The organism is Pseudarthrobacter enclensis, from assembly GCF_001457025.1.
Lineage (GTDB): Bacteria > Actinomycetota > Actinomycetes > Actinomycetales > Micrococcaceae > Arthrobacter > Arthrobacter enclensis.
The window spans coordinates 111,569-138,018 of the sequence record NZ_KQ758604.1 but is presented as its reverse complement, the minus strand read 5'-3'; the positions used below and the strand labels follow the sequence as shown (position 1 = coordinate 138,018).

Below are 26,450 nucleotides of genomic sequence, written 5' to 3'. Positions count from 1 at the left end.
CCCCAAGTGATAGGGCAACTGGGTTTGGATAGGGTTGGGGGCATGCCGTCGTTCCAGACCCGCCTGAAGATCACCGGGCTCCGGCCCGGCAACGCCCCCGAATCCGTTATGGACACCGCCGTCGAAGCCTTGGGGACCCGCCACCACGTCGAGGCACACCAGCTGCAGATCGCCGGGGGAGTGCCGCAGCTGAACCTGCGCTTCCTGGTGGAGGCGACCGAATACAGCGGCGAGAACCGGCAGGCGGTGGAATCGGCAGCCATGATGCGCGACGCCGTCGAACGCGTTGCGCTGACAGGTTCCCTCAGCGTGCTGCGGCGCAGCCGGGGCAAGTGGCTGCCCGTCTGACCTTCCTCAGGTGAGCGGCCCGGGCTCCTCGACGGGGGAACGGTTGCCGCGGCGGCGGGTCACGATGATGCCCACGACGCCGCCAATCACCAGGCCGAGCACCACGCCGATCAGTGAGCTGGCCCAGAACGGCAGCCTGGTTGCCGAGCCCGTAAAGAATCCCAAACCCACCAGCCAGCACGCCCACAGCAGCGCACCCAGCCCGGCGCAGAGGCTGAAGCCACGGACCGACACATTGGCGATCCCCGCGGCAGCCGACGTCGCCAGCCGTCCGCCCGGGATGAACCTGGCACCGATGATGGTCCCGTAGGTGGAGGACCGGCCGGCTTTGGCCAGCGCTTCATGGATCCCGCTGTGCACCCGGCGGCCCCACTTCCACCGGTCCAGCAGGTGGCTGAGCCGGCGCCGGAAGAGCTGGAACACCACCATGTCACCCATCCACGATGCGAGGGCGGCCAGGGCGAGGACCAGGAAAATGTTGGCCCGGCCGTCGGCGGACAGCGCCCCGCCGGTGATCACCACCATCTCTGACGGGACCGGCGGGAAAATGGCATCGCCGAGGACCACGGGGATGATCCAGAAGTAGATGGCCGCCCCCCAGCTGTCAGCGTAGCCGATGTCCATTGCCACAAGTTACCGCACTTTCACGTCACCGGGGCGGGCCGGGACCACAGTCCTGCCCGCACTGATGTCCGCAGTCCGGGATGGGGAAACTACGGGGTGCGGGCCGGTGCTTCCGCCGCGGCCCGGGAGCGCGCCCGGACTGCCTCGCTGAGCTCCATTCCGCTGCAGTATTCCACTGGCCTGCCGGAGACCGGGTCCACGAACCGGATGCCGCGGGCCAGCAGCTGCAGCGGCTTGCCGAAGTTGTCCGGGGCCTTGTCCAGCAGGTCCGGATAAAAGGCATCGTTGACGATGCCAAGGCCAAGCGATGCCATGTGGACGCGCAGCTGGTGGGTCTTGCCCGTGTGCGGCTCCAGCCGGTACCTGGCGAGCCGCGGCCTGGTTCCATTGGCACCGGGGGCCGTGCCGGCGTCGAACGTTTCCAGCCGCTCAACCCGCGTTTCCGTGTTCGGCTCGCCCTCGACGACCTCGGCCAGCAGGTAGCTGCGGGACTTGGTCATCCGGTTGCGGACCACCACGGGAAATTCGACGGCGGCGTGCCCCGGCGCGGGCTCGGCGGCCGAGACGCACTCGTAGTCCTTCTGGACCTGCCGCTTCTCGAAGAGCACCTGGTACTTGCCGCGGGTCTGCGGGTTGGTGGAGAAGAGCAGGACGCCGGCGGTCATCCGGTCCAGCCGGTGCATGGGGATTAGGTCCGGCAGGTCCAGCTGGTTCCGCAGGCGCACCAGTGCGGATTCCTGGATGTAGGTGCCGCCCGGTGTGGTGGGCAGGAAGTGCGGCTTGTCCACTACCAGGAGGTGGTCGTCCCGGTGCAGGATGCTGATCTCCACCGGCAGGCGCGTCTCGGGCGGCAACGTGCGGTAGTACCAGATGAACGTGTGGTCCTCGAGCCTGGTGTGCCTGGTCAGCGGGACGCCGCCCTCGCCGACGATCTCACCGGCGTCGAACCGGTCCTCGATGCCCTGGGGATCGATGTGTCCCCAGCGGTGCATCATGTAGTCCATCGCGGTGTCCCAGGGCCCCTCGTCCGGGAGGCGCAGGCGGGTGGCGTTGACGCCGTCGCGCACGGGGAGGGGGGATTGCATCACCGCTCCATTCTAGCGGCGCGCTGCATGGCGCCTCCCGTCATACCGACGACAAAAAAGTTCTTGACAAGAAAAGTTGTCGGTTGGCAGACTGGACGCATGTTGGACATCGCAGTGATTGAGGACCCCGCGGCGGCAGAAGCCTCGCTGGATCCCATCCGCTCTGCCATGCTGCGGGAACTGGCGCAGCCGGCGTCGGCCACCCAACTGGCCATCCGGGTGGGGCTGCCCCGGCAAAAAGTGAACTACCACCTCAAAGCTTTGGAACGGCACGGGCTCGTGGAACTGGTCGAGGAACGGCGCAAGGGCAACGTCACCGAGCGCGTCCTGCAGGCCAGTGCCGCGTCCTACCTGATCTCGCCGTCAGCCCTGGCATCGGTGTCGCCGGATCCGCGCCGGTTCGCGGACAGGTTCTCCGCCTTCTGGATGCTGGCCCTCGCGGGCCGCATGGTGCAGGAGGTGGGAAAGCTGATCGCCGGCGCGGCGGCGGCGCGGCAGAAGCTGGCCACGTTCGCCATCGACGGTGAGGTCACGTTCCGCTCGGCAGCGGAGCGGGCCGCCTTCGCCGAGGAACTCGGCGTCGCGGTCAGCCACCTGGTGGACAAGTACCACGACGCCGGGGCCGCCACCCGCGGCCGCCGCCACCGGCTGGTGGTTGCGCTGCATCCGGCACTGAAAACTTCCGATCAGACCACTACACGCAAGGAGCAGGACAATGACTGAGAACCGCAACTTCGAAATCGTCTACGACACCGAACTTCCCGGAACCCCGGAACGTGTGTGGGAAGCTGTCACCACCGGGACCCCCGGCTGGATGTTCCCCACGGACCAGTGGCCCGACGTCAAGACCGTCAACGAGTACCCCACGCACCTGGTATCCCGGATGGACGGTCCGGATGGGTGGTTCAACCAGCTGGAGCACGTCCTGGAACCGCTCGACGGCGGACGGGCCCGCCTGCACTACGTCCACAGCGGCATTTTCGCGGAGGACTGGGACCAGCAGTACGACGGCGCCAGCCGCCACACGGAGTTCTACCTGCACACGCTGGGCCAGTACCTGCGGTACTTCGACGGGAAGCCCGTGGTCTTCACCGACGTCCAGGGGCCCGCCGGATCGCAGGCGGCGGACGGCTTCATCCGCCTTCGTGAAGCGCTGGGGCTGCGTTCCGCCCGGCAGGGAACCCCGGTGGACATCGAGGTCGACGGCGTCGGCCGGCTCACCGGCGAGGTGGACTTCGTGAACGAGCACTTCCTGGGCGTGCGCACCGGGGACGCCATGTACCGGTTCTTTGGCCGCAACGCGTGGGGAGCCCCCGTGGGAATGACCGTCCACGATTTCAGCGGCGCCGGCGATGAGGAAACCACCGCCAAGGCGTGGAACGGATTCCTCGAAGGCGTCTACGCCTAAGCCCTGGGCCGCCGTCGTTCTTTACCCCCCCCGGCGCCTGGCGCATGACGCGCCGCTCCCGCAAACGTGCGGTCGCGGCCAGGTGCGTCAGGCGATGGCGACGGCGGGAGCCTGGGTCAGCGAGCGCCGCAGCTGGGGTGCGGCCTCAAGCCTGTCCTGCGCGGCGCGCAGGGCCAGCACTGCGGTTTCCAGTTTGTCCGGCGGCAGGGTGAACGGGATGCGCAGGTTCCGCTCGAAGGCGCCGCCAATCCCGAACCGGGGACCTGCCGCCAGCCGGATGCCATGCTCCGGGGCGATGACGGTCAGCCCGGTGCTGATGGGCGCGGGCAGCCGGCACCACACCGAGAGGCCGCCCGCGGGGTCCATTGGCACCCAGCCGGGCAGGTGCTCCGCCAGCAGCGACAGGAGCGCGGCCCGGTTGCCCCGCAGGGTTTCCAGGAGTGCCGGCATCGGCTCGTCCAGGTCCCGGACCAGATGGGCGGCAGCCAGCTGCTCCATCACCGGGCCGCCCAGGTCCAGCGTGGTGCGCGCCGCGGCGAAGCGCTGGATCATCGCTTCGGACGCGCGGATCCAGCCCGTGCGCAGCCCGCCCCAGTGGGATTTGCTCAGCGAACCGATGGACACCACCCCGCTGCCGAAGCCCGCCAGGGGAGTGGACTGCACGCCGTCCAGGTTCAACTCACGCAGCGTCTCGTCCGCGATCAGTACTGTTCCCGCGGCGGCAGCGGCCCGGACCAGCCTGCGCCGCTGCTGGTCCGGCATCACCATGCCGGTGGGATTGTGGAAGTCCGGCACCAGGTAGGCGATTTTGGGCCGCTGCTGGGCCAGGACCGCTTCCAGGGCCCGCAGGTCCCAACCCTGGTCGGCGAAGGCCACCGGGACCGGGCGGCAGCGTGCCGCCCGGATGGCGTCCAGCGCGTTGGGATAGCTGGGATGCTCCACCAGGACCTTGTCCTGCCGGTCAGCCAGCGTCCTGATCACGATGGTCAGCGCGTGCTGGGCGCCGGAGGTGACCATGACCTGCGCCGCGTCCGTGGGAACTCCGGCGTGCGTGTACCGGTCCGCGATGGCCCGGCGCAGCGGAAGGAGTCCCAGTGCGTCGTACCCGAAGCCCGGCAGCAGTGCCGGAAGCTCCGTCAAGGCAGCCGCGAAGGCGCGGTGGACCACCTCGCCGCTGGCCGGCAGGGCGGAATAGGCAAGGTCGATCAGGCCCTCGGGGGCAGTAAGCCCGGGCGCGGTCATCCCGGGGTGGGCAGCCACCTGCTGCCGCGCTCCCGCCCCGCCGGCGATGCCCGCCCTGCCGTTGGTGCCCACTCCGCCGTTGCTGCCTGCTCCGACGTTCCTGCCCCTGCCGTTCCGGACGCCGGGGCCGCGGCGGCCGGCAGTGCCGGCCACCGCGCTGTCCGCAGAGGGTGCCCCTGGCGGCAGCGGCAGGCTGTACGGGGCCGGAACCAGTGGTCCAGGCCCCGGGATGCGGGTCCTGGCGCGGCTGCCCTGGCCGCTGCTCAGGAATCCCTGCTCCCGCAGTCCGGAGTAGGCGGCCGTGACCGTGGTCCGGCTGACCCCGGCTGCTGAACTCAGTGCCCTCTCGCTGGGCAAGGCGGTGTCCAGCGGCACCCTGCCGTCCAGGATGAGAAGCCGCACCACGTCCGACAACTGGCGGTAGGCGGGGCCGGCGCCCGTGTTCCATGGCCCCAGAAGACGGACAAGCGCGGAAGCGGAGAGCGAAGCGGACATAGGGCCAGTATCTCAGACTGGCTATGTAATCCAAGGCCAGTTTCTGCGAAGGTGGTTCCATGATGACCCGCAGACTGATCCAGCTCTTCACCGGCCTTGCCATGTATGGCATATCGCTTGCCATGTTCATCCGGGCCGGCCTGGGTCTCGACCCTTGGGACGTCTTCCATCAGGGCCTGGCCAACCGGACGGGACTGAGCATCGGGCTGGTGGTGATCATTGTCAGTTTCCTGGTGCTGCTCTTGTGGATTCCGCTGCGTCAGCGCCCGGGATTCGGCACGCTGTGCAACGCCGTCCTGGTGGGTGTTTTCGCCGACATCGGCTTGGCCCTGATTCCGTCGCTGTCCACCCTGGCGGGCCAGGCTGCCATGCTCGCCGGTGCCATCATGCTCAACGGTGTTGCATCCGCCTGCTACATCGGGGCGCGGTTCGGCCCAGGCGCCCGGGACGGGCTGATGACGGGTCTTGCCCGTCGGACCGGATGGTCGGTGCGCCTGTCGCGGACCCTGATCGAGGTCACGGTCCTGGCGGCCGGCTGGCTGCTGGGCGGTTCGGTGGGAGTGGGCACCGTGCTGTATGCCCTGGCCATTGGACCCCTGGTGCAGCTGCTGTTGCCCCGTTTCATGGTGCCGGCGTCGGTCCCGGAGGCTGCCCCGGTCCGTGGCGGGGACCTTGGCGCGGATCCGGTGGATGGCCGCGAACGTGAGGACGGACGGAAGCCTGAAGGGGAGCCGGAGCCGGAGACGGCAGCCACCCGGTAGGGCCGGAATCGCTCCGGGTTGCTGCGGACGGGCTTAGGCGGGAACCGGCTGGCAGGTGGGGCAGACATAGATGTCGCGTTCCTCCTCGCCGTTGGGCTTACCCAGCAGGCCACGCCGGATGGGGGTGCCGCACTTGAGGCAGGGACGGTGCTCCCGGCCGTATACCCAGTAGCCGGGGCGCCCGGCCATCCGCCCCACAGGGACGCCCCGCGGGTTGAGGATGGTGACGCGGCGGCCCGGTCCCAGGTTGGCCTCCAGCAGCTGTTTGGCGTCGGTCACCAGCGTGCGGACATCGGCGACGGCCGATACCGGTGTGGCCGGGTGGACACCGGAGAGGAAGCACGCCTCACACCGGTAGATGTTGCCGATCCCCGCCAGGTTCCGCTGGTCCAGGATGGCTACTCCGATGGGGACTTCGGGAGCGGCGCGGATACGGCGTTCGGCCTCGTCGACGTCCCAGTCGGGGCCCAGCAGGTCCGGGCCCAGGAAACCCACAATGGAATCCTCGTTGTCCGTGGCCACGACTTCCAGCACTCCCAGGGAGAATCCGACGGCGTCTGCCGCCGCGGTACGCAGGACGCACCGTGCAGTGAAGCCAGGCTTCCGCCACCGCCCGCCGGGCGGGTAGACCTGCCAGGCGCCTTCCATCTTCAGGTGGGAGTGGATGGTCAGCCGTTTGCTGTCCGGCCCGGTCACGCGCATCAGCAGATGCTTGCCGCGCGGAACAACTTCCTCCATGGTCCAGCCCGCGAGGTTGAGGGTGGCGAACCTGGGCACCCGGAAGTCGGAGGCGATCAGTTTCTGGCCGGCCAGTGCCTGATGCAACTGGTGGGCGGCACGCCAGACGGAATCCCCCTCAGGCACGGATCCTCAGCCCCTTGGGTGTGGAGTAGGCGCCGGCAGCGCTGAGGGCAGCGGCAACGGGAGTGTCCAGGATGCCGTGTCCGTTAACCTTTTCCATGATCAGCTTGTCCACGGCTCCGCGGGTGACGACGCCCACCAGGGCCGCGCCGGCGGCGGCCAGGACAGCGGTGTCGTCGCTGAAGGCCAGCAGGGTCTTGCCGCCGCGTTCGACATACAGGACCAGCGCGCCGTCCACCAGGACCACCAGGGCCCCCGCCTTGCGCCCGGGCCGGTGCCCGGTGCCGGCTTCCTCCTGCAGGGACGGCCAGGGCAGCGCCGCGCCGTACGGGTTCGCCGGGTCCGTGGCTGCCAGCGCAAGGGCAACCGGCTCCGGCTTGGCCAGCTGGGTGTCCTCCGTGAAGGATCGCAGCCGGTCCACCGTGGCGGGGACGGCGAACTGCGCGGCGCCGAGATGCTCGATGAAGTATCCGCGGCGGCAGCGGCCGGCTTCTTCGAGCCTGGCCAGCACCTTGTACATCAGGCCAAAGCCGCCAAGGATCTGCTCGGCCATGACCGAACCGCGGGTAACCACCCCGTACCTGTCCAGCAGCAGTTCGGCGGTGGCCCTGGCATGGATGGTGGGGTCCAGCTCCGGCTGGGGCAGGGCGGACCAGCGTCCCGCCGCAGTGGGGGGAGTGGCCACTCCTCCGTGCGAACCGAACCGGCCGCCGCCCGGCCCGGCGGATCCCATCAGGCCGGTACCGTGGGAGCGGCCCAGCCTGCCCAGCCGCGGAGCCCTGGCGCGGGGAGCCTTGGCCACCTGCCGGTGCGCCGTGTGCCCGCCGGCGATCAGGGACCGGACCGGGGCGAAGGTGTCCCCGGTGATCCGCCCGGCCCAGGCGAGGTCCCAGAGGGCGGCCACCACTTCCTGGTCACTGAGGACTGCGTCCATGCCCCCGGCGACGTCGGTGAGTTGCCGGAAGAAGTATCCGCCGCCGTTGGTTTGGAGGTGGGCCAGGATGCGCCGGCCGGCGTCACCGGGCTCGTAGTCCGGAGCCGGGTTCAGGGTCAGTTCCGCGGAGTCAGCCAGGTGCATGCTGATCCAGCCGTCGTTGCCCGGAAGGGCCCCCGCCCCGGACCACAGGACTTCGCCGGTGGCCATGAGTTCATCCAGCATGGCGGGCTGGTAGTTGGACACCCGGCCCGCCAGGATCAGCGGTTCCCACGCCGATGCGGGCACGGGCACGCCGGAGAGCTGGTCGATGGCGGTCACTATGCCGTCCAGACCCCGCAGCGACGGCTGGCCGCGGCCGCCGCCCGGAACCCTGACGTTCTGCCAGGCCGGCAGGAACCGGCCGTAGGCGGCGGCATCCACCGGTTCCACTTCGGCGCGGAGCGCAGCAAGGGACCGGCGCCGCAGCTTGCGCAGGACTTCGGCATCACACCACTCGCTGACAGCGGCGTGCGCCGGCTCCGGCAGCAGCGTGCCTCCGGCCGGATCCGGCCTATCGCCAGCGCTCCGCAGGTCCCCGCCGGCAGGGTCGCCAGGTTCCTGGCTGGCCTGGCTATCCGCCGGAGCCGGTGCGTGGGGCCGGAATTCGCCCTCCACCACGCGGCCGTCGTCGGCCAGGCGTTTCAGGGCGGTGGAGACAACTGCCACTCCAAGTCCCAGCCGTGCAGCGGCTTCGGCGGCCGTGAACGGTCCGTGGGTCCTGGCGTAACGGGACACCAGGTCCCCCAGGGGATCGGCGACGGGCTCGATGAAGGCCAAGGGCACGCCCATGGGCAACGGCACACCGATCGCGTCCCGGAGCCGGGCCGCGTCTTCGACGGCGGCGAACCGCTCCGTGCCTGCAATGTTCACCTTGATGGCACGGTTGGCCCGCTGCAACGCCGCCAGATGCGAGGCGGCTTCGCCGACGCCGGCGGAAGGGTCCGGGGCCGGCGCCGTGTCCGGCTCTGGGCCGGCAGGCTCAGCCGGCGGGGCTTCGGACCCGTCCTGGGTTTCGGGTGCAGCCTGCGGAGTGCCCTGCCCGGCATCCGGAGTGCCGGACTTGGCCGCCGGGGCGCCGGGTTCCAGCCTGGCCGCGACCTCGTCCGGGTCCAGCGGCCCGAGCAGGCGCAACAGGTCTGCCACGCCCTCCATGCCGCGCACCCGGTAGTCCGGGACCAGCCGCTGGAGCTCACGCTCGGTGGCGTCGATGACCTTGGCGTCCAGGAGCTCCCGCAGCTCCACCCGCCCCAGCAGCTCGTTCAGCAGCGTCGAGTCCAGGGCGAGGGCGGCGGCGCGGCGTTCAGCCAGCGGGGAGTCGCCCTCGTACAGGAACTGGGCCACGTAGCCAAAGAGCAGGGACTTGGCGAACGGGGACGGCTGCTGGGTGGTGGTTTGGACCATCCGCAGCTCGCGCCTCTCCACGGCGGCGGCAATGTCCTTCAACGCCGGAAGGTCGTACACGTCCTGCAGGCACTCGCGGACCGTTTCCAGCACGATGGGGAAGCTGGGGTACTTCCGGGCCACGTCCAGGAGCTGCGCGGACCGCTGCCGCTGCTGCCACAACGGTTGCCGCTTCCCGGGGGTCTGGCGCGGCAGCAGCAGTGCCCGGGCCGCGCATTCCCGGAACCGGGACGCAAACAGGGCGCTCCCGCCGACCTCGGCCGTGACGATCTGGTCCAGTTCCTCCGGATCGAACAGGAACAGCTCGGCCCCCGGCGGTTCGTCCTCCATCATGGGCACCCGCAGCACGATGCCGTCGTCGGCTGCCATCGCGGAACCGTCCAGGCCGTACCGCTGGTGGAGCCGCTGTCCCACGGCAAGGGCCCACGGTGCGTGGACCGGCAGGCCGAAGGGGCTGTGCAGGATGACCCGCCAGTCTCCCAGCTCGTCATGGAACCGTTCCACCACCAGGGTGGTGTCGCTGGGGACCACCTCGGTGGCCTGCTTTTGTTCGGAGAGATATTGGATGAGGTTGTTGGCCGCGAAGGTGTCCAGCCCACTGGCCCGGCACCTCTCGGCAGCAGGGCCCGGATCCGATGCCGACAATTCGCGGATGAACGCGCCGAGTGCCCGGCCCAGGTCCACGGGCCGGCCCAGGGAATCGCCCTTCCAGAACGGGAGCTTTCCCGGCTGGCCGAAGGCAGGGGAGACCAGGACGCGGTCGTGCGTGATGTCCTCGATCTTCCAGCTGGTGGCGCCGAGCGCGAAGACGTCGCCCACCCGGGACTCGTAGACCATCTCCTCGTCGAGCTCACCCACGCGGCGGCCGCCCTTGGGGGCGCGGGCCGGCTTGCCGTCCTCACCGGGTGCGCCGGAGCCTTCAAGCTCGGTCCCGATGATGTACACGCCGAACAGTCCGCGGTCCGGGATGGTCCCGCCGGAGGTCACGGCGAGCCGCTGGGCACCCGGCCTGCCTTCGATGGTGCCCTCGTTGCGGTCCCAGATGATGCGGGGGCGGAGCTCGGCGAATTCGTCGGACGGGTAGCGGCCTGCCAGCAGGTCCAGGGTGGCTTCGAAGGCTGAGCGGGGAAGCGAGGCGAAGGGGGCCGACCGGCGCACCGTGGCAAACCACTCTTCGACGTCGATGCTGCCCAGGGCGGCGGCCGCGACTGTCTGCTGGGCCAGGATGTCCAGCGGGTTCGCGGGGATGTTGAGCCGCTCGATCTTCCCGTCCAGCATCCGCTCCACGGTGATGGCGGTGTGCACCAGGTCCGCCCGGTGCTTGGGAAAGAGGACACCCTGCGATACTTCGCCCACCTGGTGGCCGGCGCGGCCCACCCGTTGCAGACCGCTGGCCACGGACGGTGGGGATTCCACCTGGACCACCAGGTCCACGGCACCCATGTCGATGCCAAGTTCCAGGGACGAGGTTGCCACCACGCACCGCAGCCGGCCGGACTTGAGGTCGTCCTCGATCATGGCGCGCTGGTCCTTGGACACGGAGCCGTGATGGGCGCGGGCCAGGACAGGGTCCGCGCCGGCGCTGCTGCCGGCCTGGGCCATCATGTGCGCGGGGGTGGCGGTGGACGCGGGAATGCCCGACGGCGGGCCGGCCGTTGCGCGGGCGCTGCCGGTTTCCAGCCCTTCCGCACGCAGTCCTTCAGCGTCCGCACCGTCGCCGCCAGGTTCATCCCAGCCGCCCCCGGCGGCCAGCAGTTGGCGTTCGGCGTAGATCTCGTTGAGCCGGGCCGTCAGCCGTTCGGACAGCCGGCGCGAATTGGCAAAGACAATGGTGGACTGGTTCGCCAGCACCAGGTCCACGATCTTCTCCTCCACATGGGGCCAGATCGAAGCCTGCGGCTGCAGCCCGGAGGCCGGGCCGGAGTCGAACGCCCCGGCCGCGCCCTGGAGGTCGGACATGTCCTCCACCGGGACGGAAACCGTCAGGTCCCAGTTCTTCCGGGCCGGCGGCGCCACGATTTCCACCGGCGCGGTCCCTGCCAGGAACTGGGCCACGAGTTCCTTGGGTTCCACCGTGGCGGAGAGCCCGATCCGTTGGGCGGGCTTGGGCAGCAGCGCGTCCAGGCGTTCCAGCGATACGGCCAGGTGCGCCCCGCGCTTGGTGCCCGCGACGGCGTGGACTTCATCGATGATGATGGTGTCCACCTCGGTGAGGGTGTCCCGCGCACGGGAGGTCAGCATCAGGAACAGCGACTCGGGCGTGGTGATCAGGATGTCCGGGGGGTTGCTCAGCAGGGCCCGCCGGTCCGCCGTCGTGGTATCACCGGACCTGACGCCCACGGTGATCAGCGGCGCCGGAAGCCCCAGCCGCTTGGCGGTCTGCGTGATGCCGATCAGGGGTGAGCGCAGGTTGCGTTCAACGTCCACGCCCAATGCTTTGAGCGGGGAGATGTAGAGGACCTTGGTCTTGCGCTTGGGCGCGCGGGGACGCCTGCCCTTGGCCGGGGCTTTTACTGCCGCGCCGGGGGCACCGGATGCGGCGGTGGTCCCTCCAACTTCAGGGGCTTCGGCTCCGGAGACGGCGGGGGAAACGAGCAGCCGGTCCAGGGCCCAGAGGAACGCGGCGAGCGTCTTTCCTGATCCGGTGGGTGCAACCACCAGGGCGTGGGAGCCGGAGGAGATGGCATTCCACGCACCGTCCTGCGCCGGGGTGGGCTCCGTGAAGGCACCCAGGAACCATTCCCGGGTGGCACGGCTGAACTGGCCCATCGGCGCGGTAGCCACCCCGCCCCTGCCGCCCGAGGAGGGCTGATCCTGGTTCATGCCTCCATCATGCCCCACCTCACCGACACGACGGCCCGGACCCTCGGAGGCGGGCAGCGCCGGACGCCGGTCAATCCTTCCCGGCCTGCGGCAGGTTGCGGGTGGCGGGCCCTTCCAGGAGCGTCCCGTCGCTGCTGAAACGTGAGCCGTGGAGGGGGCAGTCCCAGCTGCGTTCGCTGTCATTCCAGTGGAGAATCCCGCCCAGGTGCGTGCAGACCGCCGACAGCCTGCACGTCGTTCCGTCCACGGTGGAGGCAGCTACCGGGCGGGTGCCGTCGCGGTATACGGTGCCGGTCCCTTCGGCCGGTACGGGAGGTGACGACGGCGGTGCGGCGGAGGGGCCGCCGTCGCGTTTCAATGCTTTTCCGCCTTCGGTCTTCAACCCTTCAGCAGCCAATGTTCCCCAGCCGGTGGCAAGCCTGGCTGCCACGCCGGCGTTGAGGGCGACGGCGGACAGGGCGCCGGCGGGTGCCGTGACCCGGTGGTGGATGGTCTTTGCCCAGGGAACGTTGCCGCCCAGGATGTCGGCCGAGATGTCCAGGGCTGCGGCCACGGCGTTGGTCATGCCCCACTTGTTGTAGCCGGTTCCAAAGTAGATGTTGCCCTTGCCCCGGGGAAGCTTGCCGAAGAACGGCATGAGGTTGGTGGGCAAATAGTCCTGGGCGGACCAGGTGTGCGTTGCGGCGGCCCCCGGCCAGTGCTGCCGGGTCCAGTCCAGCAACCCGGCAAGGTGTTCCTTTTCGGAGCCGGTCCTGCCCACGTGGTGGCCGTGGCCTCCCACCAGGAGGAGCCGGCGGCCTCCCTGCTCAAAGTCCCGCAGGGAGTGGGTGGGCTGTTCCACTGAGATGTACATGCCCGCGGGCGGCTCCTGGTCCCCGGGCAGTTCGAGGGCAGCGGCATAGGAGCGGCTGGGCGTCAGTTTCGCGAAGTAGAGGCCGCGGTCCAGGACAGGGATGCCGGTGGCCAGGACCACCCGGTCCGCGCGCACGCTTCCCTTGTCGGTCCTGACCGCTGCCGGTGAGGTGCCCGTGACGTCGCGCAGGCGCACCCCGCCCACCACGCTGCCGCCGCGGCTGCGGATGTCCGCGACGAGCGCGTCCAGGACCAGGAGGGGGTGGATCTGCGCCTGGTCCGCGAGGCGTGCGGCGCCGTGAATGGCGAAGGGCAGCCCGGCGTCGCGCACGTATTCCACATCCAGGCCGGCGGTAGTGGCGGCGCTGACCTCCGCCCTCAGCTTTTCGGTGGCCTGCGCGGTGGCCGCATAGGTGTACGCGTCCCGCCGCTGGTACGGCACGGCGTGGTCGTCGAGGTAGCGCAGCAGCCAGGCCTGGCCTTCCCGGTTCGCGTCCACATACGCCTGCACCTGTTTGGCCGGGTACTGGCGGGCAAGCTGTGACAGGAAAGTCCCCTGCAGGAGCGTCACCTTGGCGGTGGTGTTGCCCGTAGTGACGGCGCCCGGGTAGCGCGCCTCCAGCACGAGCACCCTGTGCCCGGCCCGGGACAGGAGCAGGGCCGTGACCAGTCCTGTCAACCCCGCCCCGGCCACCACGGTGTCATAGATGGTGTCCGGCTCAAACGGGTCGGAGACGAATGCTTCCTTATGGTCCAGCCAAATCGACGTCATGCCTGTTCAACCTGCCTCATCCGAGGGGCCCGCGGGCCGAATCCGTGATGGGTCCGTTATGGGCCCTGCCTGTCCGTAGCGGATTTGATAAGTATACTTATCTTGTCGGGGCTTAAGTCGATGGTCACCTACAGCCCGGCAGTGATGACGTGCACGTAAACGACTGAAAGCAGGACAAATCATGACCAGCATGAGTTCCACCGGTCGCACCGCAGGCCGGACCACCATCCAAAAGGCATCCCTGGCGGTAGGCGCCGTCTTCCTCCTGGTCGGGGTCCTGGGCTTCATCCCGGGCATCACGTCCAACTACGAGAGCCTCGGTTTTGCCGGGCACGGTTCCGAAGCGTTGCTGCTGGGCATCTTCCAGGTGTCCGTCCTGCACAACATCGTGCACCTGCTCTTCGGTATCGCCGGCATCGCCATGGCAAGCAGCGCTGCGCAGTCCCGCAACTACCTGATCGGCGGCGGCGCCATCTACCTGGTCCTCTGGCTGTATGGCCTGCTGATCGGCCAGGATTCCGCGGCAAACTTCGTGCCGGTCAACACGGCGGACAACTGGCTGCACTTTGTCCTCGGTGTGGCCATGATCGGCCTGGGCGTCGCCCTCTCCCGCAACACTGCACGGACGGGCCGCACCACCGCGGCCTGATCCGTCCACAACCACAACCACAACCAAGCAGGCGGTCCGGCAGTTGCCGGGCCGCCTGCTTGCGTGGAAGGAGATGCCGGCCTAGGCGGGCTGGAATGCTCCGATGGTCAACAGCTTGATGTCGGCGTTGCTGCAGGCAGTGGTGGGCTGCGGCAGGAACAAGGACGCGGTGTCTTCGGGCGGGTAGATCCGGTAGCCCGCCGCATCCACCGGCGAGCAGTCGGTGTAATTGCCCGCCTGGGTGTAGCGCAGCTGGGCGGTGCCCGTCTGGCCGGGTGCCAGCACAACATCCGTCACGGGGACTGACTCGTCCCGGGCCGCCGCCGCGCCGATGGGGCCGCCGGAGCCGTCGGCAGCCAGTGACACGCCCGCGAAGCCACGCAGGATGCACGGCTCGCTGCCGGTGTTGGTGAGGTTGAGTTTCATGTAGACGCTTCCCGCGGCGCCGCCGCCGGAAGCGTCGGTCGCGGCGGAAAGGCCCGCCGCCTTGCACAGCCCGGGCCCGGACGGTGCCGCGCTGGTCGGGGCACCGGTCGACGGCGGCGCGGACGCGGTGGCCGGAGGTGCGGACTGCGACGGGCTGGCAGTGCCCGTGCCCGTCGCAGCCGGGGAGGTGGTTTGGCTTTGCGGCTGTGCCGGACCGCACGCGGCGAGCAGGAGGACAGCCGCTGCGGCTGCCGTCGGCAGGGCTATGCCCCGGAGTGTTTTCTGAGACCTCATGGCACCACCTTCGCCGCAGCGGGTGGCGGCGTCAACGATGCCGCGTGACTGATGGCCAATTTGATGCCCGGATCGTGATGATCCGGGCATCAAATACGGCTACTTGCCGGCGCCGGCCTTGCGGCGTGATCCGCTGCGGACCAGGGCCACGCCGCCGAGCACCAGCCCGGCCACGCCGGCGCCGAGGCCCGCCCAGCTCCTGGCATCTGCGCCGCTGTCCGTCACAGCGGACGCCTGTTCGGTGTGTGCCGCACCGGTGGCGGCGGCGCCGTGACCGTCCGCGGCGGCCGCCTCGGTGATGGTGACGGACGGCGCGGGGGCCTCAAGCGAGTGCGGGTCCTGCCCGTCCTTCGCAATCTCGGACCAGTCCGTCTGGCCTGTTTCGCACGTCTGGAGCGTGGGGAAATTCAGGGTCGTGCCGGGAAGGTCGGGGAGCTTGACGGACAACACCAGCGTGTCGCGCAGTTCATGCGGCAGGGGGGCCTTGGCCGTGTAGACGATCTGGCTGGTGCGCTTGGTGATGGAACTGCCGTCGGCGAGCTTCTTCGGCTCGGACAGCTGCTGCGTTACCTTCTCAACGGTCCAGTTGGGGTTGACCGTGGGTTGGGCGTCGTTCAGTTCCTCCGGCAGGGTGATGGCCACCTTCGTGGTTCCCGATTCCTCACAGCCATGCGGGATGGCGAAGGTGAGCAGGGCATAGGAGTTGGCCGACGTCTTGTCCGGGGTCACGCCCACGTGGGCGGAGGCGGCGCCTGCGCCTGCAAGGATCAGTGCGGCGGTGCCGCCTGCTGCTGCGGCGGTAGTCAGGGCACGGCGAAGGACGGGGGTATTCATGGGTTTGCCTTTCTGGCGCACACGGGAAGTCCCGGGTGCAGAATGTCAGGTCCGGCGCAGGGGCCGGTGGTCAGGAGGGAAGCACGACGGCGGAAGGCGGGCCGCGCCGGCTGTCTTGCCGCAGGTTCCGCCAGGGCGGGCGGGGGGCGGCGGGGGAGGGGAAGGCCTGGACGGCGGGCACGGCCGGGGCAGGCCGGGCAGGTTCGGGAAGCGCGGCGAAGGGCCTGAGCCATGCGGCCAGGGCCCAAAGGGCGGCCTCGCCCTTGGCCAGCAGGAGGGCGCAGCCGAGGGTGGCCACGGCGTGTGCTGCCACCATCAGGGGAGCTGCCGCGGGATCGGCGGGGCTGAGGTGCCCCGCCAGGGACGGCAGGTCGGGCGGGAAGGCAGGGAGTCCGTGCTGGTGGCCGGCAGGCACTGACGTTACCGCCGGGCCGCCTGCCGCGCTCAAAGCCGTGAAGAGCTCATGCAGTGCCACCTGTCCGCCGCCCATCAGCGCCGCCATCGCAGGAAATGAGAGCCTCAGCCGGGTGGCGACGGTACTCGCCAGACCGGTCAGCGCCAGCATGGCCAGCAGGATGCCCGGGGCGGGCAACTGTCCGCCCGCTGACGTGTGCGCGCCTGAGGCCAGGGTCAGGATGCCCGTGGCCAGGGCGGAGGCACGCAGGAAGTGGAAAGGCGTGCGCGTGCGGTGTGCTGGCACGGACGCTCCTCTCCCGGCGTGGCCTGGCGTGGTTGGGCGGCGGGAAACCGTGGCTGTTCCCGCCGTCCTGATTCTACCGGCGGCGTGCGGCCGGAACGGTCCGTTGGGCCCCTTAGGAGCCGGCCAGCAGTTCGGCCAGGACGTCCGCCGCCGTGTGGTGCCGGACCAGCCGTGCTGCCTGGCCGGCCCACAGGGACATGAGGTCGGTGTTTCCGGCGGCGGCCGCCTGGGGCCTGAACCGGCCGGTCAGCCAGTTCTGCACGGGGAACGGGGCGATGGCGGGTGCTGCCAGTTCTGCGGTGACGCGGTTGGGAATGCCGCGGGCCAGGCGTCCGCTCAGTGCCCGGGTGAGGACGGTGGTGCCTGCCGCGGGGCTGTGGAGCAGTTCGCGGTAAGCGGGTGCGGCAGCGGATTCCCGGGTGGCCAGGAAGGCTGTACCCACCTGGACGCCGGCGGCGCCCAGCGCGGTGGCGGCGGCGAAGCCGCGCCGGTCGGCGATTCCGCCGGCCGCGATCACGGGGATGCTGACGGCGTCGGCAACCTGCGGCACCAGGGCGAAGGTGCCCACCAGGGATTCCTCCGCGGGGCGAAGGAAGGAGACGCGGTGCCCGCCCGACTCCATCCCGCTGGCCACCACGGCGTCAACCCCGCCGGCCTCGAGAGCCACCGCCTCGTCCACGGTGGTGGCGGTGCCGGCCACGCGGATGCCCCGCCGGTGGGCCTCTTCCACCACCTCCGACGCCGGCACGCCAAAAACAAAGCTGACGACGGCGGGAGCCGCTTCCAGCGTTGCCTCCACCTGCTCGCCGTAGTCGGGCATGTAACGGGCGGGCATCTCCGGCAGCGGGATCCCCAGTTCCTCGAAGTAGGGCTGCAGGACGCGGACGTAGCTGTCGAACTCGGCCTCCGGCAGGTCCGTTGCCTCGCTGCCGGTGGGGACCCACAGGTTGAGCGCGAAGGGCTTTGCCGTGGCGGCGCGAATGTCGGCTGCGGTCTTCCGGATCGCCCCGCCGTCGTACCCGTACAGGCCATAGGAACCCAGCCCGCCGCCGTCGGACACCGCAGCGGTGAGCGCCACCGAGGAGACGCCGCCGAAGGGCCCCAGAACCACCGGGGCCTCAATGCCCAGCAGGTCCTGGAGGGTGCGCGGGCGCGAAACGGAGTGGTCCTGCTGGGTCATGGCGTTCTCCTGGCGGGGGTCTGGGCTGCGGGGCTGGTCCGCCCAGTCTTGCAGGGGAAGGGGGTGCCCCCAAAGTCCTGCCAAGCCGGGCCCGGGCCCACCCGCCGGGGCTAGACTGCTGTGCATCCGCGCAGGCGATCTAAGGAGAAGTTCATGGACTACACCGGAAGCCAGTCAGAAAAGGTTGTTCCCGCTGGTGAACTTGGCCGCAGCCATATTGGCCAGACCATCACGTTCCAGCCCAACGAGTTTACGGTGGTCTTCGGCAAGCTGGCCGGGATTGCCCGGACGGAAGCGATGGTTTACCTGTCCCTCCAGGGCGTTGGCAGCGGCACGCACCTGAAAGATGAGTACGACCTGCCGGTTTCCCACGACGTCTACGTGCCGGTGGATGTCATCACCAACGCGGAGTCCACCATCAAGGACCTCTTCGGCAAGGTCCAGGAGAACCTTCGCGGCAGCAGCCACAAGGGCGGCGAGGACCGTACCGACAGGCTGTAGCCGCATAACGCCCGGGACCCCTGTGGCCGCGCGTGCGCCTGTTCAGGGGTGCACGGTCAGCGTGGCCATGTCCGGTGTCCGGAGGTCCAGGGACGGCAGGTACGCCAGCACCAGATAACGGCCGGCCGCCAACCCGGACAGGGCGGGGGTGCAGGCTGTTACCTGCAGGGTGGCCCGGCCTCCGGGCAACAGTTCGGGAAAGGGAGGCAGCCCCAGCCTTCCATAGGCGAGTCCCCCGGTTCCCAGGCGGCGTCCCCGCGAATCGTGGATGATGCCGTGAAGGTGGGCAACATCCTCCTCCGTAGGTGCCCATGGCTGTCCGCTCCCGTTGACCAGCACGGTGTCCAGCGCAGCCTGTTCCCCGTGCGGCGTGGAGAACCTGCTGGCCGCCCATTCCAGCCGCAGGCCGCGGCTGCGCTGGCGCTTCGTCGGAACCGGCGGGTTGCTTGACGGTGCGGCCAGGACCCATCCATTGCTGCCCCTGTGCAGCTGCACCGTGATCCAGTGGCCGGGGCGGACTGTGGACGGGGCCGCCAGGACGAGTGTCTCGGATGCCCACGGCGCGGCGTCCCGGAGGACCACGCGCCACCCCTGCTCCGGGAACCCGTCGCCGGCACGCCGGGGCTTGGCGGCGGGGTCCAACGGAGGGTGGCCCGCGATGATGCCGGGCCACGTGGTTCCAAGCCCGTCGAGCATCGTTGACGGGATGTCCCAGGTGCCCAGTTGAACCAAGTCCGCCGGTGGGCTGGTGTCCGTCAGGGGCTTCACAGTTGCTTCCCAACGGAGCCGTGGCCCTGCGGCAGCCGGACTACGGCGGTGGCCGCCTCAAGGTAGGGGGCAGGATCCGGGTCGTTTCCGGCGGCCCACTCAAGCCACGCCTGGAAGGTGGCGCCGATGAAGGCTGCGCAGGCATAGCGGGCGGTGGCAGCCGGAACACCCGCCGCCTTGAGGTGCTCCAGGGTGACGTCCCGCTGCGAACCCAGCGCCTCATAGCTGCGGTTGAGCAGGTCCCGGTGGGTACCGATCAGGCGGAGCCGGGCCCGGGTGACCGCCAGGTCCGGCAGGGCCGCGGCGCCGGCAACGACGGATTGCCGCAGCGCCGAGAGAGGGTCGTCCGCGCGGCCGGCGGCACCGGCCTCCAACTGCACCACCGAGGCTTCGACCGCCGGCTCGGTGCCGCCCCACACCAGGTCCGCCTTGGTGGCGAAGTAGCGGTAAAGGCTCTTCCGGCCAATCCCCGCCGCGCGGGCGATGTCCTCCATGGACGTGTTTTCATACCCGTCCCGGGAGAAAAGCTCCATGGCCACGCGGGCCACGGATTCCGGATCAATGGTGACGGGACGTCCTGTGGACCGGGTGGCTGGCTCGACCGTGGGCATGCCCCCAGTATTCACCCAACGCACCCTTCCATAAAGACACTCAGTGTCATAAGCTGTCCGCACGTACTGGAGCAGATGAAAGGGGCACCATGGGCAACGACGCCGCATGGCAGGAAAACGCAACACCCGGCCGGTTCGCGGGCAGGACCGTTATTGTCACGGGCGCAGGCTCGGGCATCGGCCAGGCCACCGCGCTTCGGGTTGCCAGGGAGGGCGGCCGTGTTATCGCCGCGGACATCAGCAAGCAGCGGCTCGATGACCTCGTGGCGGAGAACGCCGGCCTGGACCTGGTGCCGGTGGCCGGCGATATTTCCACGGAAGAGACTGTGGCCGCGGCGGTGGCCGCCGCCGCGGGCCGCGTGGATGCCCTGGCCAACGTAGCCGGGATCATGGACAACTTCGCTCCCGTGCACGAGGTTGACGACGACCTGTGGGACCGGGTGTTCCGGATCAACGTCACGGCGCTGATGCGGCTCACCCGTGCCGTGGTCCCGCTGATGCTGGAGGCCGGTGAAGGGTCGGTGGTCAACGTCGCGTCCGAGGCCGGCCTGCGGGGCTCGGCCGCCGGTGCCGCCTATACCGCGTCAAAGCACGCCGTGGTGGGGCTGACCAGGAATTCCGCTGTCATGTACGGGCCAAGGGGGCTGCGGTTCAACGCCGTTGCGCCCGGCGCCACCATCACCAACATCGAGGCCAACTGGGGCTCGGAGCTGGCGGCAGGACGCCTTGGTCCGCTCATGCAGGCCAACATTCCCGCGCCCGCCACGGCGGCGCAGCTGGCCGCGTCCATCACCTTCCTCCTCAGCGGGGATGGCACCAACATCAACGGCGCCATCCTCGCGTCCGACGGCGGCTGGTCGGCCGTGTAGGGGCAGGCTCAGATCATTGCGGGGCCAAGGCCATTGTTAGGCTCCAGGGATGGGGCAAGTCTTCGGGACCGGGCAGTGGGACGGCGGGCTGTTGGGCCCCGAACAGTCCAGGCTCGTCGAATCGTGGCTTGAGGTGCCGCAGCTCGTGGCCGACCTGTCCTGGGGGCTCGTCGACACCAAGGTCCTGCACGTCCAGGCGCCCGCCGGACAGGTGATCGTCAAGGCCGGGGCACCGGCCAACCACCACCTGGCCCGCGAGATCGCAGCCCACCGCGCCGTTACCCGTCCGCTGGTGGAGCGCGCGCGGGCAGCCCGCCTGCTGCACGCGGACCCTGCTGCCAACATCCTGGTGACTGAGTACCTTGAGGGCGTGCTGGTGGAGGGAACAGCGGCAGAACAGTCTCCGGACACGCATGCCCAGGCCGGCCGGCTGCTCAGGCTGCTGCACGGCCAGGAAACCCGCACTGATGGGAGCTACGAAGCCCGGGCCACCTCGGCGGCGCTCGCGTGGCTGGAGCGTGACCACCGGATTGACTCCGATATTGAACAGGAGGCCCGGCGGCGGCTGGCGGACTACCGCACGGAACCTGCCGCCGTCGTTCCCACCCACGGGGACTGGCAGCCGCGGAACTGGCTTGTCCACCGGGGCGAGGTCTGCATCATCGACTTCAGCAGGTTCGCGTTCCGGCCTGCCGCCACGGACCTGTGCCGGCTGGCCGTGCAGCAGTGGCGGGGACGCCCGGACCTTGAACAGGCGTTCCTGGACGGCTACGGCGGGGACCCGCGGTCAGCGCCGGTTTGGCGGATCGCCCTGCTCCGGGAAGCCATCGGCACCGCGGTGTGGGCGTACCAGGTGGGGGACGAAGCCTTCGAGAACCAAGGCCACCGCATGCTGCGCGAGGCACTGGAGCGCTGGTGACCGGCAACGCCGCCGGCTCCCGGATCCCGTTTCAGACGCGCTGTTCCGATCCCGACGCGCATATTCGATGTCGCTCCGTATATACGGGGTGCGCCATCGAATATCCGCAGCGAAAACGCTTATTTGCAGCGAAGTTGGGCCGCCGCCGTCAGTTCCCCGGCGCCGACGTGGTGGAGCCCCGCACCGTGAGGTGGGTAGGCATCACCGAGCGGCTGCGGACGCCGCCGCCGCCCAGGGGATTAAGCTGCGCCAGGAGCATTGACACCGCCACGCGGCCGGCCTGCTCGATGGGGGAGGAGAGGGTGGTCAGGGGCGGGTTGCAGAAATCTGCCCCGAAGATGTCGTCGCAGCCCACGATGCTCATGTCTTCCGGGACCCGGATGCCGCGCTCACGCAGCCGCTGCAGCATGCCGATGGCAATGAGGTCGTTGAAGACGATGCAGGCCGTGACCCCGCTGTGCACCGCAGCATCCGCAGCGGCCGCGCCGGATTGTTTCTTCGGCGCAAAGGGTCCCAGGTTGCGCACTTGGACGCCGCGGTCCTCGGCCACCTGGGTCAGCGCCGCCCAGCGCCGGGCACTTGACTGGGACACCACCGGCCCGGCGATGTAGGCAACGGAGATGTGGCCCAGCGAGATGAGGTGGTCCAGGGCCTGGGTCATGGCGGAGGGGGTGTCGATGATGACCGCCGGAACACCGTCCACATCCCGGTTCACCGTGACCATGGGCATCCGCGCGGCGGCAGCGGCAAGGGATTCATCGTTGAGCCTCGAGGCAGCCACAATGACGCCGTCGGAACTCTTCCGCAGCTGTTCCAGCGTGCTGGCCTCCACCTCGTCCGATTCCTCCGTGTCCACCAGGAGCTGCGTGTAGCCGGCGGCCTTGAGCTGGAGCTGGGTGCCCCGGATGAGGTCGAAGTAGAACGGATTGGTAATGTCCGGAACCAGCACCCCCACCGCTGCGGTGCGGCCGGAACTCAGTGCCTTGGCCTGCGAATTGGGCGTGTAGTTGAGTTCGACGGCGGCCGCCTGGATGCGCTCGCGGGTCCTGACGTTGACGCGGTCCGGCGTGGACAGTGCACGGGACACGGTTGAAGGCGCCACACCGCACAGGGCAGCGATGTCGTGGATGGTGGCGGGACGGCCCACGGAAACTGGCGGCGATGCCATGGCGTTCCTCTCTGAACGGACTGGCGGAAGCGCGGTTGTGACCGGAGACACGGCGCTGAAAGCCCTAGGATGTCACGGATCGCATCGAATGGCAACCGGTTGTCAGCGAGTTGCAACACGGCTAAGGTTGCGAGGGAGATGTGATAGCAGCCACGGCATGCCTCCGGCCAACGAGGGCCCCGCATGCCAGCACCAAGGAGAAACCGTGAGCGAGAACGCAACCTGGCCCCTGTCCGGATTCGGCGACGAGGTGGATCCCGATCCGAACGTCCAGGCGGCCGTCCTGCTGGCCTTGGGCGCCAGCCACATCGAGGTCCGCAGCGCCTGGGGAACCAACGTTTCCGAGTTCACTCCGGAACAGGTGGAGCGGCTCAAGGCCATCCTCGATGAACGGGGACTGAAGGTTTCAGCCGTTGCCAGCCCCATCGGCAAGGTGGACGTGAGCCTGCCCGTTGAACACGAAGTGCAGCGGCTCCGCCAGGTCATCTCGGTGGCCAAGGGGCTGCAGGCCACATACATCCGGATCTTCTCCTTCTACCGCGCGGACGGCCAAAGCGCAGAAGCCATCCGCGACGACGTCATGGTCCGCATGGCCGCACTGGCAGCCGAAGCCGAAGCGGCCGGCGTCGTGCTCCTGCACGAAAATGAGAAGGACATCTACGGTGACACCCCGGAGCGCGTCCTGGACATCATGGAAACCGTAAATTCCCCTGCTTTGCGGGTGGCCTGGGACAACGCCAACTTCGTCCAGGTGGGGGTCAAGCCGTACAGCGACGGCTACGCCATGCTGCGCCCTTACCTTGAATACTTCCAAGTCAAGGACGCCCTGTCCGGCACCGGCGAAGTGGTGCCCTCCGGCCAGGGCGACGGCGAGCTGGACGCCACGGTGGCCGCCCTCAAGGCCGACGGCTTCAACGGCTTCGCCTCCCTGGAACCCCACCTTGCCAGCGCCCACGAGCTGGGCGGTTTCTCCGGTCCGGTCGCCTTCGGCATTGCCGCCCGGGCCTTTGCCGCCCTCGCCGACAAGCACGGCGTGCAGCTCAGCTGAGCCGGCCGTTCCATTACATCCTTCGAAGGAGCAGGATCATGACCACAGCGGCAATCATCGGGTGCGGCGATGTGTCCAGTGTCCACTTCGCGGCCCTGGCCGGCATGCCTGATGCCACGCTCGTGGCAGTGTGCGACGCCGATCCCGGGCGGCTGGCCGCGGCGGAAGCTGCCCACGGCGTCCCCGGCTACGCGGACCACCTCGACATGCTGGCCACGGCCCGCCCCGACGTCGTCCACATCTGCACGCCGCACCACCTGCACGCCGCAATGGCCATCGACTGCCTTGAGCGCGGGATCAACGTGATCGTCGAGAAACCGCTGGCCCACACGCTCGAGGAGGGGCGGCGGGTGGCCGCCGCGGCGGAGCAAAGCTCCGCCCGGATCGCAGTCTGCTTCCAGAACCGCTACAACGCCACGTCGCAGGCCATGCGTGAACTGCTCGACGGCGGCACGCTGGGTCGGGTGCTCGGCGCCTCCGCCACCGTGATGTGGCACCGCACTGCCGACTACTACCGGGACCGGCCATGGCGCGGCACGTGGGCCAAAGGCGGCGGCGGCCTGATGATGAACCAGGCCATCCACACCGTTGACCTGCTGCAGTGGCTGGTAGGTCCGGTGGCGAAAGTGGAAGGCAGCGCCTCGACGCGGGCCCTGGCGGCCGTCATCGAAGTGGAGGACACCGCCGAGTTTGCGGCGGAGCACGACAACGGTACCCGCAGCGTCTTTTATGCCACCCTGGCCAATCCCGTCAATGCCCCGGTGACGCTGGATATCACCACTGAGAATGCTTCCCTGAGCCTGCGCGGCGACCTCACGGTCACCTACTCGGACGGGACGGTGGAGGTGGTACCCGAACGTGTCCTGGACACCGGCGGGCGCTCCTACTGGGGAGCGTCCCATGAGCTCCTCATCAAGGATTTCTACGCCACGCTGCATGAGCCTGGGTCCTTCTGGATCGATGCGGCGGAGGCCGCGAAGTCGCTGCAGGTGGTTAAGGACCTCTACGCCCAGGCCTACCCCGACCACGCCGGCCGGGTGGCCTGACCGGCCTGCCTTTCGGGCGCTTGGAGACGGCCGGGAACCGAAACGGTTTCCGGCCTTTTCCGCGCCGATACAGGGTCAGGGACTGGAGGGGCAGCCGGCCTGGCAACATTTTTAGAAACTTTTGACAATCGGTTGCCAAGACCGTTCAAAGACCGTACCGTAAGTCCCACAGCCACAAATATGTGTCACAGAACACACTCCCGCTCTGATCCGGAACCCGTTCGCATCAGGCAAGACTCATTAGGAGCCAACAATGAAGTTAGGTCCCAAGGCGGCAGCTGCCGCCCTCGTGCTGAGTGCCTCACTGGCCCTCACTGCCTGCGGCGGCGGCAATGCCGGTGCAGGAGCGAATGCAGGCGGCACCACTGTCACGGCACTCACGCTGGGAACCCTGCGTGACCTGACCTCGTGGGATCCGGCCCAGGCCCACGTGGGCCACGCGCTCCAGCCCTACCAGGCGGCGTACGACTCCCTCCTCCTTCGTGAGCCGGACGGCAAGCTCAGCCCCATGCTGGCCACCGACTGGAAGTACAACGATGCCCGGACCAAGCTGACCCTGGACCTGCGCACCGACGTCACCTTCAGCGACGGTGCCAAGTTCGACGCCGAGGCCGCCAAGGCGAACCTGGACCACTTCAAGAAGGCCAACGGTCCGCAGATGGCGCAGCTCAGCACTGTCTCCGACGTTGCCGTGGTGGACGCGGATACCATCGACATCAATCTCAGCGCCCCGGAACCGGCCCTTGAATTCTTCCTCAGCCAGGCGGCCGGCCTGATGGGCAGCCCCAAGGCACTCGGCACGGACGCCATCAAGACCGAGCCGGTCGGCTCCGGCCCTTACGTGATGGACAAGGCGGCTTCGGTCAAGGACTCCCAGACCGTCTTCAACGCCCGCGAGGGGTACTGGAACAAGGACCTCCAGAAGTACAAGAAGCTGACCCTCAAGATCCTCCTGGACCCCACCGCCCGCACCAACGCGCTGGTCTCCGGCCAGATTGACGCCACCCTGCTGGACCCCAAGAACGGCAAGCAGGCCGAGGGGGCCAAGATGAAGCTGGAGGCCAACCAGGTGGACTGGGCCGGCCTGCTCCTGCTGGACCGCGATGGTGCCAAGAACCCGGCACTGGCCAACGTCAAGGTCCGCCAGGCCATCAACTACGCGTTCGACCGCAAGACCATCCTGGACCAGGTGATGCTGGGCCAGGGCACGCCGACGTCGCAGCCGTTCGGCAAGGACAGCGGGGCGTGGTCCGAGGAGCTGGAGAACTATTACAGCTACGATCCTGAGAAGGCCAGGCAGCTGTTGAAGGAGTCCGGCTTCGAGGGCAAGGTCAGCATCGACGTTCCCACCCTTCCCGGCGCCGAAACACTGATCTCCGTGCTCAAGCAGCAGCTCGCCGACGTAGGCATCACCCTGAACCCGGGCGCCGCCATCACCAACACCTTCACCGCGGACGTCGCAGCCCAGAAGTACAGCGCCATGTACTTCAACCTCTTCCAGGGCGAGCCCACGGTGGCCATCGACCAGATCGTCTCCACCAAGGCCCTGTACAACCCGTTCAAGACGACCACGCCTGAGCTGGAAGCCAAGATCCAGGCCGTTCGCGCGGCTGGGGATGCGGCCGGCGAAGAAGCCAAGGAAGTCAACAAGTACGTGGTGGAGCAGGCCTGGTTCGCGCCGCTGTTCCGCGTGAACCAGATGTACTACCACAATGACAAAGTCAACGTGGTGCCGCAGGCGCAGCAGGCCGTCCCCTCCATCTACAACTACTCGCCTGCCAAGTAGGAC

The 26,450-nt window shown here is 69.0% G+C and carries 24 protein-coding genes; 11 read left to right on the top strand and 13 right to left on the bottom strand.

Going from position 1 to position 26,450, the window contains the following annotated elements:
• Positions 1-42: 42 nt before the first annotated feature.
• Positions 43-348 carry a hypothetical protein gene (locus AS031_RS14515; protein WP_058268872.1) on the top strand — a complete coding sequence of 102 codons (306 nt, stop codon included), beginning with the start codon at positions 43-45 and terminating at the stop codon, positions 346-348.
• Between the two features lie 6 nt (positions 349-354).
• On the opposite strand, the gene AS031_RS14510 is transcribed toward AS031_RS14515, so the two are convergent.
• Positions 355-972 (bottom strand): DedA family protein, encoded by a 618-nt coding sequence (locus tag AS031_RS14510; RefSeq protein WP_058268871.1) that lies wholly within the window; start codon positions 970-972, stop codon positions 355-357.
• Between the two features lie 89 nt (positions 973-1,061).
• A complete protein-coding gene (locus tag AS031_RS14505) occupies positions 1,062-2,057 on the bottom strand; it encodes an RluA family pseudouridine synthase (protein ID WP_058268870.1) in 996 nt (331 codons plus the stop codon).
• A gap of 99 nt (positions 2,058-2,156) precedes the next feature.
• On the opposite strand from AS031_RS14505, the gene AS031_RS14500 reads away from it, so the two are divergent.
• Together AS031_RS14500 and AS031_RS14495 are read left to right on the top strand one after the other, a co-directional pair.
• On the top strand, positions 2,157-2,780 hold the full coding sequence (locus tag AS031_RS14500) for an ArsR/SmtB family transcription factor (RefSeq protein ID WP_058268869.1): 624 nt from the start codon (positions 2,157-2,159) through the stop codon (positions 2,778-2,780).
• Positions 2,773-3,465, top strand: coding sequence for an SRPBCC family protein (locus tag AS031_RS14495; protein WP_058268868.1), 693 nt, complete (start codon positions 2,773-2,775; stop codon positions 3,463-3,465). The genes AS031_RS14500 and AS031_RS14495 overlap by 8 nt, the downstream gene beginning before the upstream one ends.
• Before the next feature lie 87 nt (positions 3,466-3,552).
• On the opposite strand, the gene AS031_RS14490 is transcribed toward AS031_RS14495, so the two are convergent.
• On the bottom strand, positions 3,553-5,202 hold the full coding sequence (locus tag AS031_RS14490; protein WP_058268867.1) for an aminotransferase-like domain-containing protein: 1,650 nt from the start codon (positions 5,200-5,202) through the stop codon (positions 3,553-3,555).
• A 59-nt stretch (positions 5,203-5,261) separates the two neighbouring features.
• Here AS031_RS14490 and yczE point away from each other — a divergent pair, with 59 nt between their 5' ends.
• Positions 5,262-5,963, top strand: a complete 702-nt coding sequence (gene yczE / locus AS031_RS14485) for a membrane protein YczE (RefSeq protein ID WP_058268866.1) — start codon at positions 5,262-5,264, stop codon at positions 5,961-5,963.
• A gap of 33 nt (positions 5,964-5,996) precedes the next feature.
• Here the strand turns inward: yczE and AS031_RS14480 are convergent, their stop codons facing one another.
• The 3 genes from AS031_RS14480 to AS031_RS14470 form a co-directional block, all read right to left on the bottom strand.
• Entirely contained in the window at positions 5,997-6,827 is an 831-nt protein-coding gene (locus AS031_RS14480) for an Fpg/Nei family DNA glycosylase (RefSeq protein ID WP_058268865.1), read from the bottom strand.
• On the bottom strand, positions 6,820-12,024 hold the full coding sequence (locus AS031_RS14475) for an Lhr family helicase (RefSeq protein ID WP_058268864.1): 5,205 nt from the start codon (positions 12,022-12,024) through the stop codon (positions 6,820-6,822). Before AS031_RS14475 ends, AS031_RS14480 begins: the two co-directional genes overlap by 8 nt.
• 70 nt (positions 12,025-12,094) lie before the next feature.
• A complete protein-coding gene (locus AS031_RS14470; protein ID WP_058268863.1) occupies positions 12,095-13,648 on the bottom strand; it encodes an FAD-dependent oxidoreductase in 1,554 nt (517 codons plus the stop codon).
• A 181-nt stretch (positions 13,649-13,829) separates the two neighbouring features.
• On the opposite strand from AS031_RS14470, the gene AS031_RS14465 reads away from it, so the two are divergent.
• The gene (locus tag AS031_RS14465) at positions 13,830-14,297 is read left to right on the top strand and encodes a DUF4383 domain-containing protein (protein WP_074446991.1); all 468 of its coding nucleotides are present in this window, start codon (positions 13,830-13,832) and stop codon (positions 14,295-14,297) included.
• Between the two features lie 81 nt (positions 14,298-14,378).
• Here the strand turns inward: AS031_RS14465 and AS031_RS20080 are convergent, their stop codons facing one another.
• From AS031_RS20080 to AS031_RS14445, 4 genes are all read right to left on the bottom strand, one after another.
• A complete protein-coding gene (locus AS031_RS20080; RefSeq protein WP_176716553.1) occupies positions 14,379-15,017 on the bottom strand; it encodes a DUF4232 domain-containing protein in 639 nt (212 codons plus the stop codon).
• 99 nt (positions 15,018-15,116) lie between these two features.
• Positions 15,117-15,851: a YcnI family copper-binding membrane protein gene (locus AS031_RS14455; protein ID WP_058268862.1), complete on the bottom strand. Its 735-nt coding sequence runs from the start codon at positions 15,849-15,851 to the stop codon at positions 15,117-15,119.
• A 70-nt stretch (positions 15,852-15,921) separates the two neighbouring features.
• Positions 15,922-16,551: a hypothetical protein gene (locus AS031_RS14450; RefSeq protein WP_058268861.1), complete on the bottom strand. Its 630-nt coding sequence runs from the start codon at positions 16,549-16,551 to the stop codon at positions 15,922-15,924.
• A gap of 112 nt (positions 16,552-16,663) precedes the next feature.
• On the bottom strand, positions 16,664-17,731 hold the full coding sequence (locus AS031_RS14445; RefSeq protein ID WP_058268860.1) for an NAD(P)H-dependent flavin oxidoreductase: 1,068 nt from the start codon (positions 17,729-17,731) through the stop codon (positions 16,664-16,666).
• Between the two features lie 153 nt (positions 17,732-17,884).
• On the opposite strand from AS031_RS14445, the gene AS031_RS14440 reads away from it, so the two are divergent.
• Complete coding sequence (locus AS031_RS14440) at positions 17,885-18,232, top strand: hypothetical protein (RefSeq protein ID WP_058268859.1); 348 nt, start codon at positions 17,885-17,887, stop codon at positions 18,230-18,232.
• 42 nt (positions 18,233-18,274) lie between these two features.
• Here AS031_RS14440 and AS031_RS14435 read toward each other — a convergent pair whose 3' ends face one another.
• Both AS031_RS14435 and AS031_RS14430 read right to left on the bottom strand, forming a co-directional pair.
• Positions 18,275-19,000 carry a hypothetical protein gene (locus tag AS031_RS14435; RefSeq protein ID WP_058268858.1) on the bottom strand — a complete coding sequence of 242 codons (726 nt, stop codon included), beginning with the start codon at positions 18,998-19,000 and terminating at the stop codon, positions 18,275-18,277.
• The gene (locus AS031_RS14430; protein ID WP_058268857.1) at positions 18,997-19,611 is read right to left on the bottom strand and encodes a TetR family transcriptional regulator; all 615 of its coding nucleotides are present in this window, start codon (positions 19,609-19,611) and stop codon (positions 18,997-18,999) included. Before AS031_RS14430 ends, AS031_RS14435 begins: the two co-directional genes overlap by 4 nt.
• 89 nt (positions 19,612-19,700) lie before the next feature.
• Between AS031_RS14430 and AS031_RS14425 the strand changes: the two genes are divergently transcribed.
• Both AS031_RS14425 and AS031_RS14420 read left to right on the top strand, forming a co-directional pair.
• Positions 19,701-20,480 (top strand): SDR family NAD(P)-dependent oxidoreductase, encoded by a 780-nt coding sequence (locus tag AS031_RS14425; RefSeq protein WP_058268856.1) that lies wholly within the window; start codon positions 19,701-19,703, stop codon positions 20,478-20,480.
• Between the two features lie 49 nt (positions 20,481-20,529).
• Positions 20,530-21,399, top strand: coding sequence for a phosphotransferase (locus AS031_RS14420; RefSeq protein WP_058268855.1), 870 nt, complete (start codon positions 20,530-20,532; stop codon positions 21,397-21,399).
• 148 nt (positions 21,400-21,547) lie between these two features.
• Here AS031_RS14420 and AS031_RS14415 read toward each other — a convergent pair whose 3' ends face one another.
• Positions 21,548-22,567: a LacI family DNA-binding transcriptional regulator gene (locus AS031_RS14415; protein ID WP_058268854.1), complete on the bottom strand. Its 1,020-nt coding sequence runs from the start codon at positions 22,565-22,567 to the stop codon at positions 21,548-21,550.
• A gap of 205 nt (positions 22,568-22,772) precedes the next feature.
• Between AS031_RS14415 and AS031_RS14410 the strand changes: the two genes are divergently transcribed.
• From AS031_RS14410 to AS031_RS14400, 3 genes are all read left to right on the top strand, one after another.
• Entirely contained in the window at positions 22,773-23,615 is an 843-nt protein-coding gene (locus AS031_RS14410; protein WP_058268853.1) for a sugar phosphate isomerase/epimerase family protein, read from the top strand.
• Between the two features lie 38 nt (positions 23,616-23,653).
• Positions 23,654-24,661, top strand: a complete 1,008-nt coding sequence (locus AS031_RS14405; protein WP_058268852.1) for a Gfo/Idh/MocA family protein — start codon at positions 23,654-23,656, stop codon at positions 24,659-24,661.
• Between the two features lie 253 nt (positions 24,662-24,914).
• Positions 24,915-26,447 (top strand): ABC transporter substrate-binding protein, encoded by a 1,533-nt coding sequence (locus AS031_RS14400; RefSeq protein WP_058268851.1) that lies wholly within the window; start codon positions 24,915-24,917, stop codon positions 26,445-26,447.
• Positions 26,448-26,450: the final 3 nt, after the last annotated feature.

Coding starts and splice junctions, on each gene's coding strand:
- AS031_RS14515 (WP_058268872.1), top strand. CDS start 43: ATGCCGTCGTTCCAGACCCGCCTGAAGATCACCGGGCTCCGGCCCGGC.
- AS031_RS14510 (WP_058268871.1), bottom strand. CDS start 972: ATGGACATCGGCTACGCTGACAGCTGGGGGGCGGCCATCTACTTCTGG.
- AS031_RS14505 (WP_058268870.1), bottom strand. CDS start 2,057: ATGCAATCCCCCCTCCCCGTGCGCGACGGCGTCAACGCCACCCGCCTG.
- AS031_RS14500 (WP_058268869.1), top strand. CDS start 2,157: ATGTTGGACATCGCAGTGATTGAGGACCCCGCGGCGGCAGAAGCCTCG.
- AS031_RS14495 (WP_058268868.1), top strand. CDS start 2,773: ATGACTGAGAACCGCAACTTCGAAATCGTCTACGACACCGAACTTCCC.
- AS031_RS14490 (WP_058268867.1), bottom strand. CDS start 5,202: ATGTCCGCTTCGCTCTCCGCTTCCGCGCTTGTCCGTCTTCTGGGGCCA.
- yczE (WP_058268866.1), top strand. CDS start 5,262: ATGATGACCCGCAGACTGATCCAGCTCTTCACCGGCCTTGCCATGTAT.
- AS031_RS14475 (WP_058268864.1), bottom strand. CDS start 12,024: ATGAACCAGGATCAGCCCTCCTCGGGCGGCAGGGGCGGGGTGGCTACC.
- AS031_RS14470 (WP_058268863.1), bottom strand. CDS start 13,648: ATGACGTCGATTTGGCTGGACCATAAGGAAGCATTCGTCTCCGACCCG.
- AS031_RS14465 (WP_074446991.1), top strand. CDS start 13,830: ATGACCAGCATGAGTTCCACCGGTCGCACCGCAGGCCGGACCACCATC.
- AS031_RS20080 (WP_176716553.1), bottom strand. CDS start 15,017: ATGAGGTCTCAGAAAACACTCCGGGGCATAGCCCTGCCGACGGCAGCC.
- AS031_RS14455 (WP_058268862.1), bottom strand. CDS start 15,851: ATGAATACCCCCGTCCTTCGCCGTGCCCTGACTACCGCCGCAGCAGCA.
- AS031_RS14445 (WP_058268860.1), bottom strand. CDS start 17,731: ATGACCCAGCAGGACCACTCCGTTTCGCGCCCGCGCACCCTCCAGGAC.
- AS031_RS14440 (WP_058268859.1), top strand. CDS start 17,885: ATGGACTACACCGGAAGCCAGTCAGAAAAGGTTGTTCCCGCTGGTGAA.
- AS031_RS14430 (WP_058268857.1), bottom strand. CDS start 19,611: ATGCCCACGGTCGAGCCAGCCACCCGGTCCACAGGACGTCCCGTCACC.
- AS031_RS14425 (WP_058268856.1), top strand. CDS start 19,701: ATGGGCAACGACGCCGCATGGCAGGAAAACGCAACACCCGGCCGGTTC.
- AS031_RS14420 (WP_058268855.1), top strand. CDS start 20,530: ATGGGGCAAGTCTTCGGGACCGGGCAGTGGGACGGCGGGCTGTTGGGC.
- AS031_RS14415 (WP_058268854.1), bottom strand. CDS start 22,567: ATGGCATCGCCGCCAGTTTCCGTGGGCCGTCCCGCCACCATCCACGAC.
- AS031_RS14405 (WP_058268852.1), top strand. CDS start 23,654: ATGACCACAGCGGCAATCATCGGGTGCGGCGATGTGTCCAGTGTCCAC.
- AS031_RS14400 (WP_058268851.1), top strand. CDS start 24,915: ATGAAGTTAGGTCCCAAGGCGGCAGCTGCCGCCCTCGTGCTGAGTGCC.